Genomic DNA, 6934 nt, shown 5'->3' on the forward strand with positions numbered 1-6934 from the left:
TAACTTGTTCTATCTGCGTTTTCGTTATAGAATTAAATTGGATATGAATGCTAGCAGAGGAAGGTGTGTGACTATATGTCTGAATCAATTGAAGAATTATCGATTAATACAATCCGGACACTGTCTATTGATGCGGTTGAAAATGCCAGTTCCGGCCACCCCGGGTTGCCGATGGGGGCTGCCCCAATGGCTTATGCATTATGGACAGAGTTTATGACGCATAATCCGGCTCATTCGGCATGGTTTAACCGCGACCGTTTTGTTTTGTCAGCCGGGCATGGCTCAATGCTGCTATACAGCCTTTTGCATCTGTCAGGGTATGATGTCACCATTGATGATTTGAAGTCTTTCCGTCAATGGGATTCAAAAACACCAGGACACCCGGAAGTTCATCATACAGATGGCGTTGAGGCTACGACAGGACCGCTTGGCCAAGGACTTGCGATGTCAGTCGGCATGGCGATGGCTGAAGCGCATCTGGCAGCGTCCTATAACAAAGATGATAGTGAAATTATTGATCATAATACGTATGCACTTGTGAGCGACGGCGACCTTATGGAAGGCATATCCCATGAAGCGGCTTCCCTTGCCGGTCATTTGAAACTTGGTAAATTGGTCGCTCTGTATGATTCCAACAATATTTCACTTGATGGTGATCTGAACCGGGCTTTCTCAGATAATACCGGAGAAAGATTTAAAGCATATGGCTGGCAGGTCATTCATGTTGAAGATGGAAACGATTTGAAAGAAATCCGCAAAGCTATTCAGGAAGCCAAGGCGAATCAGGATCAGCCAACTCTGATTGAAGTAAAAACTGTTATTGGCTACGGGTCTCCTAATAAATCGGCCTCAGCTGCTTCGCACGGTGCACCACTGGGTGAAGAAGAAGTTCAATTGACCAAAGAGCAATACGGATGGACACATGATGACTTTTACGTTCCGGATGACGTTTATGCGCATTTCCGGGAGAAAGTTGCAGATCCTGGAGAAAAAGCAGAACAGGACTGGAATGACTTATTTGCATCTTACCGTACGAAATATCCGGAAGCAGCCGATGAGTTAGAGCATGCTATTAATGGTGAATTGCCGGATAATTGGGAGCAAAATCTTCCTGTATACGATGTGGAAGATGACGCAAAAGCAACCCGTGCAACATCGGGCGAGGTTCTGAATGAACTATCTGCGGCGATTCCATATCTATTTGGCGGCAGCGCTGATTTGGCCGGTTCCAATAAAACAGCCATCAAAAGTCAGGATGATTTTTCCAGTAGTCATTATGCAGGGAAAAACATTTGGTTTGGTGTTCGTGAGTTTGCCATGGCGGCTGCGGCTAATGGCATGGCGTTACATGGGGGAATTAAGCCTTATGCGGGCACTTTCTTTGTCTTTAGTGATTACATGCGACCGGCCATACGACTGTCAGCTATTATGAATAACCCTGTAACATATGTGTTCACGCATGATTCGATTGCTGTTGGTGAAGACGGGCGGACGCACGAGCCGATTGAACAGCTCCCATCACTAAGAGCAATGCCTGGTCTTTCCGTGATCCGGCCAGCTGATGGAAATGAAGTGCGTGAAGCCTGGCGGACTGCCCTGAAAACAAACGACAAGCCGACAGCACTTGTCCTAACCAGACAAGGATTGCCGGTATTGGAGGGTACCAAGGAAAATGCTTCTGAAGGTATCCAAAAGGGTGCTTATGTTGTCAGCCGCACAGATAAATCAGCACCGGATGCACTCCTGCTTGCATCAGGCTCAGAAGTTCAGCTTGCGGTTAAGGCTAAAGAAGCACTTTTCGATAAGGGTATTGGCGTCAACGTTGTCAGTATGCCATCATGGGACCGGTTCAATGAACAGGATAAAGCCTATAAGCAAGAGGTGCTTCCACCTGATGTTAAGAAACGGCTTGCAATTGAGATGGCCTCTCCATTTGGCTGGGAAAGATACACAGGTGACGAAGGCGATGTTATGGCTATTTCACAATTTGGCGCATCAGCACAGGGCGGCAAGGTTGTTGAAGAATATGGCTTCCATGTTAACAATGTCGTCAATCGTGTCGTCGATTTATTGAATTAAATCTGAATAAATGTGAAAAGGTGACACTTCCAACACAGAAGCGTCACCTTTTCTTTTGTTTTGACAAAATTAGTCTGCATTTACGGCGCAGTGTGACAACCTTTTAAAAGGTAATCGGTATAATAGGATGTAAAAGAAGGAGGGCTTCTGTTGAATCAATATACCATTTACGCAATTAAGGAAGAATTTGCTCATTTCTTTTACTTCAGGAGTGATGTATTATATCGATTTTTAAAAAGTTATGAACAAGGTGAGAAATATGATGTATTTGCCCGTCAATTTGATTTTATAACGATAGAACTTGCCGAAACGTCTGTTTTATCACATATTAATCGATTTCTGCCGTCTCATATACACATGGCCAGAGGCTATAATACCGTGAAAATCTACAATAACAGACACTCTATTTCTTTACATATCGGGGAAAAACATATAAACTTTTGGGGTGACATCGTTCATGCTGCCGAAGACTTGTTTTTCCCGGTTTTACGATTGTTTCACCCTTATTTTTTTGTCGCAGGAGACAACGTTTATAATTCTGGTTGGATTGCACCAGTTACGCTGGCGCAGAATAAGGACAAGCATGAACAAGTATTGTATTCTTATTTTTGATTTACTATACTGTATAAGGAGTGCTACATGAAGGAGGAAAGCTTTAATGAACGTCATATGGGTTGTTTTAATTGGCATTGTTGCCTTATTAGCCGGCCTTGCGCTCGGATTTTTTATTGCCAGAAAATATATGATGAATTACTTAAAGAAGAACCCGCCGATTAATGAGCAAATGCTGCGTACACTTATGATGCAGATGGGACAAAAACCATCCAAGAAGAAAATTAATCAGATGATGCGTCAAATGAACAATCAGCAGCAAGGTAAATAATCGGACTTATTTATACAGGATTGTCATATGACGGGCTTTGATTAAGATTCTAAATGCATCAATATCATATTTGGTTAATCTTACACGAGAACACTCTTGTCTGGGGAAGCTAAACCAGAGAGGGTGTTTTTTTAATGCTATTAGCTGATGCTATTGAGGATTATTACTACTATTGCTTATCGAAAGAATTTACAGCTAAGACCATGAAAAATAAGCAACAGGAATATAAGCAATTTTCACAATTTGTTAAAGATAAACGAGGTATAAAAAACATAGAAGATATAACAAAACATGATCTGCAAGCCTATATTAGATATAAGCAACAAGATCGACAATTACAAGCTCAATCCATTGTATCAACAGCAAAACAAGTTAAAGCATTTTTAAATTGGTGTGTACAAGAGGAGTATATATCATCTAATCCATTTTACGGAGTTGTATTACCAAAACTACCTAAGAGGTTGTCACAAGGGTTAACTCAGAGTGAGGTTAAATCCCTTCTAAAAGCAACGAATGGTAACAGTTATATGGAGACACGTAACAAAGCTATTATAGCAATTATGGCAGATTGTGGATTGAGGTCACATGAGGTTAGACAATTAAAAAATAACAGTATTAAGGATAATGCCATACTTGTATCAGGTAAAGGTAACAAAGATCGTATGGTATTTATATCGCCAGAGTTAAAGCGTATTTTGCTTAAATATGAACGATTTAAACGTAAATACTTTAAAAGTAAACAAACTCAAGAGTATTATTTTTTGTCGTATCAAGGACAAATGATGTCACATACAGCATTACACATATTAGTTAAACATGTAGCTTCTAAAGCTGGTGTAAACGATGTACATCCACATAAACTACGTCATTACTATGCTGTACAGGCTATATCTGGTGACAATCCCATTGATATTTACAGCTTGTCTAGGTTACTGGGTCACAGTGATATAAGTACGACACAAAGGTATTTAGAGTCATTGAGCAATGATGAGTTACTCAAGAAAGCATTGTCTGTAAGTCCATTAAGCAATTTTTGACATAATAAAAGCCCCAGAGGTCACTACACCATCTGGAGCAAAAAGCTTACCACTACCGACTAAAGCAGGGGATAAGCATGTTTATTATAGCATGTTAGATCCCTATAAATCAAGATTCAAGGGGATACTTATGCTGACAAGCGGAAACATCAATCAATTTAAGCAGCTATCACAATTTGATAATTTAAAACAGTTTAACTCTGCCGTAGAAAAATGGCTAATTGATAGTCCATTTACTAAAGCTCAAACAGTAGCATTTAAAAGACTTGTACGATACTCAGCTAAATATGCTGGTGTTTGCTATGCCAAAATACAAACGATTGTATCAGCTACACATAATGATGGAATAGGTATAAGCAGATCCACGTTTGAACGTATGCTAAACAAGGCTACAAAATCAGGTATTATCACTATGTATCATACATTTAAGTATGGACGAAAAGGGCATAATGTCTATGTCTTTAACCCTTATATTGATAAAGATGTATCAAATGACGAGACAATTGACGTATCAAAAGAAACTAGCAATCTATATAAAACTAATAATATAAACGCACGTAATGAGCGTCACCTAGACCATACTTACGTATCTAGTAATGTACCACAAAAACTAGTTCAAGACATATCTCCATTTTTTGATAAAGCTGAGGATATATATTCAATATACAGACGACTCACATTAGCAACAAAGAGCTATACAGACAGTCTTGTTACAAATCTCGATGATTACATCAAAACGTTTAAAGAAACGATACACAAGTATAAAAATGGAAATATTAAGGGTGATTACTTAGGGTATTTATATGGTGCGTTTAAGCGTACATGTGAGCAATTACATATGCGCGAGATGGCTATATCAGGTATATATTATGATTGGTTATCAGAATAATATACTAGACGAAAAGGATGAATATGGTGTATTATGCAAAAAGTACCTTGTATACTTCATATTATGTGAAGTTTCAGAGTGCCTTATATATTTAATTTTAAGGGGGAAGTATTTTGTGAGAAAGAGTATAGTTTTACTTTTAGTTGGATTACTAGCACTTGTATTATCTGCATGCGGTGAGGATGATTCAGAAGCTAAAAAGGTTGATTCAGACAACGATGCAGAACAACAGGAAGACAGTGATGATAATAATGGGGAAGAGGAGGAACAAAAAGAGTTCTCTGCTGGTGACAACATCGAAAAAGATGGTGTAATTACAACTGTAACTAATGTTGAAAGATCCAACGGTACTGAATTTGAAGACCCAGATGATGGTAATGATTTTGCTATTGTAAACATTAAAATTGAGAATGAGAGTGACGATGAAGTTTCTTATAACCCATTTGATTACTCACTTAAAAATTCAAAAGGTCAAATCAAAGACTCAGGTATGAGTATGGTTGATCAGGATAATCAGTTAGACTCTGGTAAACTGGTTCCAGACGGTAAAGTAGAAGGTTCCGTTGTTTTTCAAGCACCAGAAGATGATGACAACGGAGATTTAACTCTATTAATAGAAGATGATTGGCTCAGTGAGGATAAAATTAAAGTTAACTTAGGAGAATAATGACTAAGGGGGTTATTATGAAAACAACTTCATTTACGCTAGGACTGATTGGTGGAATTATTGGTATTATAGCTTCATTCCTAGCTATGTTCATTGGTGGTGTCGGTTCAGCATTTGAGGCAGAAGGATCAGGCTCAATGATCGGATTAGGAATATCAGCTTTATTTGCTTCTATACTTGGTATTGTTGGTTCTGCCTTAGTAAAAGGGAAGCCTAAAGTTGGTAGCATTCTGATGCTAATATCGGCAGTTTGGGGAGTCGTAAGTGTATCTATGTTCTACATTGTCTCAGTTGTCTTGTTAGGTATTGGTGGCATCATGGGATTATTTATTAAAAATAATAACAGCCAACAAAAACAAGCAGTGTAGGTCATTAACTGTGATGAGAGCCTTGATACTATTGGTATTAAGGCTCTTCTTAAATAATACAGGAGATAAATCTAAATGGATAATAAAGAAATGAATGAAGCTATAGGTAAAAGAATAAAACAAGAGAGAAAGAAGAAGAACGTAACACAAAAAGAACTAGGTAATTTAATCGGTGTTAAACATAATACGATATCTTCATATGAAAGTGGAACAAACGCTCCAGAACAAAATGCCATATTTAAAATAGCAAAAGCCTTAGACATACAAATTGATGATTTATTTCCTGATATAGACTAAGCTGCATAAGTTATACAAGCCACACATAAAACAGTGTGGCTATTTTTATATAGATAAGTCTTGTAACATATCCCTACTTTCCATCATTTTAATGTATAGTCATTCGTCTACATAAATAAATACATCAGTGACATTAAAATCACGATTGATATTATTATCATTGGCAATTATCTCAAGTGCAGCAAGAATCTTAACCAGCGTATCAAAATTGACAGCTTGTGCTTTGTTATTGGCGATATCAGTAATTGTATTAGGTCTTACTTTTGATTCAACAGCTAATTTATTTTTGGTTATATGTAATTCAGATAGCGTGTTACTTAAAGTACATTTAATTTTCTTCATATTTATATCCCTCCTAAAATAATTATAACAGAAAAAGTTTAACGAATATAGATATATCTATTGACGTTTAACGAATAGCGATATATAATTATCAATGTAACGAAACTAGTTAAACTTAAATAGTTATACATAAGGGAGGTAATCATATTAAAGTAATCAGGGCACTTAACAACTACTTTATTGCTGATGAAGACGAACATATACCAGTATCTGATTATGTATGGTTTTATGGTATATTACTATTTATTATTATTACTACTATAACTACTGGGGGCGTCAATAATTTTGTGTAAATGACCCTATCCCTTTTGAATTTAGTTAGCCAGTGTTTTAGTCGTTTAAACTTGTTCCTCCAGCGATTCAAACATCTGC

Annotated in this window: 9 protein-coding genes; 8 read left to right on the plus strand and 1 reads right to left on the minus strand. The window is 37.5% G+C overall.

Translation table 11 applies throughout. The features are described 5' to 3' along the window. Nucleotides 1-75: 75 nt before the first annotated feature. The 8 genes from tkt (at nt 76) to ACFQU8_RS01360 (ending at nt 6220) form a co-directional block, all read left to right on the plus strand. Complete coding sequence (tkt, locus tag ACFQU8_RS01325; RefSeq protein WP_382357349.1) at nt 76-2079, plus strand: transketolase; 2004 nt, start codon at nt 76-78, stop codon at nt 2077-2079. A 150-nt stretch (nt 2080-2229) separates the two neighbouring features. Further along, nucleotides 2230-2691: a sporulation inhibitor of replication protein SirA gene (gene sirA, locus ACFQU8_RS01330; RefSeq protein ID WP_382357350.1), complete on the plus strand. Its 462-nt coding sequence runs from the start codon at nt 2230-2232 to the stop codon at nt 2689-2691. Nucleotides 2692-2737: 46 nt separating this feature from the next. Then, nucleotides 2738-2962, plus strand: coding sequence for a YneF family protein (locus ACFQU8_RS01335; protein WP_382357351.1), 225 nt, complete (start codon nt 2738-2740; stop codon nt 2960-2962). Between the two features lie 134 nt (nt 2963-3096). Further along, nucleotides 3097-3999, plus strand: coding sequence for a tyrosine-type recombinase/integrase (locus ACFQU8_RS01340; protein ID WP_382357352.1), 903 nt, complete (start codon nt 3097-3099; stop codon nt 3997-3999). 130 nt (nt 4000-4129) lie between these two features. Continuing rightward, complete coding sequence (locus ACFQU8_RS01345; protein ID WP_382357353.1) at nt 4130-4888, plus strand: hypothetical protein; 759 nt, start codon at nt 4130-4132, stop codon at nt 4886-4888. A gap of 115 nt (nt 4889-5003) precedes the next feature. After that, complete coding sequence (locus tag ACFQU8_RS01350) at nt 5004-5555, plus strand: DUF4352 domain-containing protein (RefSeq protein ID WP_382357354.1); 552 nt, start codon at nt 5004-5006, stop codon at nt 5553-5555. Between the two features lie 17 nt (nt 5556-5572). Further along, nucleotides 5573-5923 (plus strand): DUF4064 domain-containing protein, encoded by a 351-nt coding sequence (locus tag ACFQU8_RS01355; protein WP_382357355.1) that lies wholly within the window; start codon nt 5573-5575, stop codon nt 5921-5923. Between the two features lie 75 nt (nt 5924-5998). Next, nucleotides 5999-6220 (plus strand): helix-turn-helix domain-containing protein, encoded by a 222-nt coding sequence (locus ACFQU8_RS01360; protein WP_382357356.1) that lies wholly within the window; start codon nt 5999-6001, stop codon nt 6218-6220. A gap of 99 nt (nt 6221-6319) precedes the next feature. On the opposite strand, the gene ACFQU8_RS01365 is transcribed toward ACFQU8_RS01360, so the two are convergent. Continuing rightward, nucleotides 6320-6562 carry a helix-turn-helix domain-containing protein gene (locus ACFQU8_RS01365; RefSeq protein ID WP_382357357.1) on the minus strand — a complete coding sequence of 81 codons (243 nt, stop codon included), beginning with the start codon at nt 6560-6562 and terminating at the stop codon, nt 6320-6322. Nucleotides 6563-6934 lie beyond the last annotated feature (372 nt).

Source organism: Lentibacillus kimchii (genome assembly GCF_042666895.1).
Taxonomy (GTDB): Bacteria; Bacillota; Bacilli; order Bacillales; family Amphibacillaceae; genus Lentibacillus; species Lentibacillus kimchii.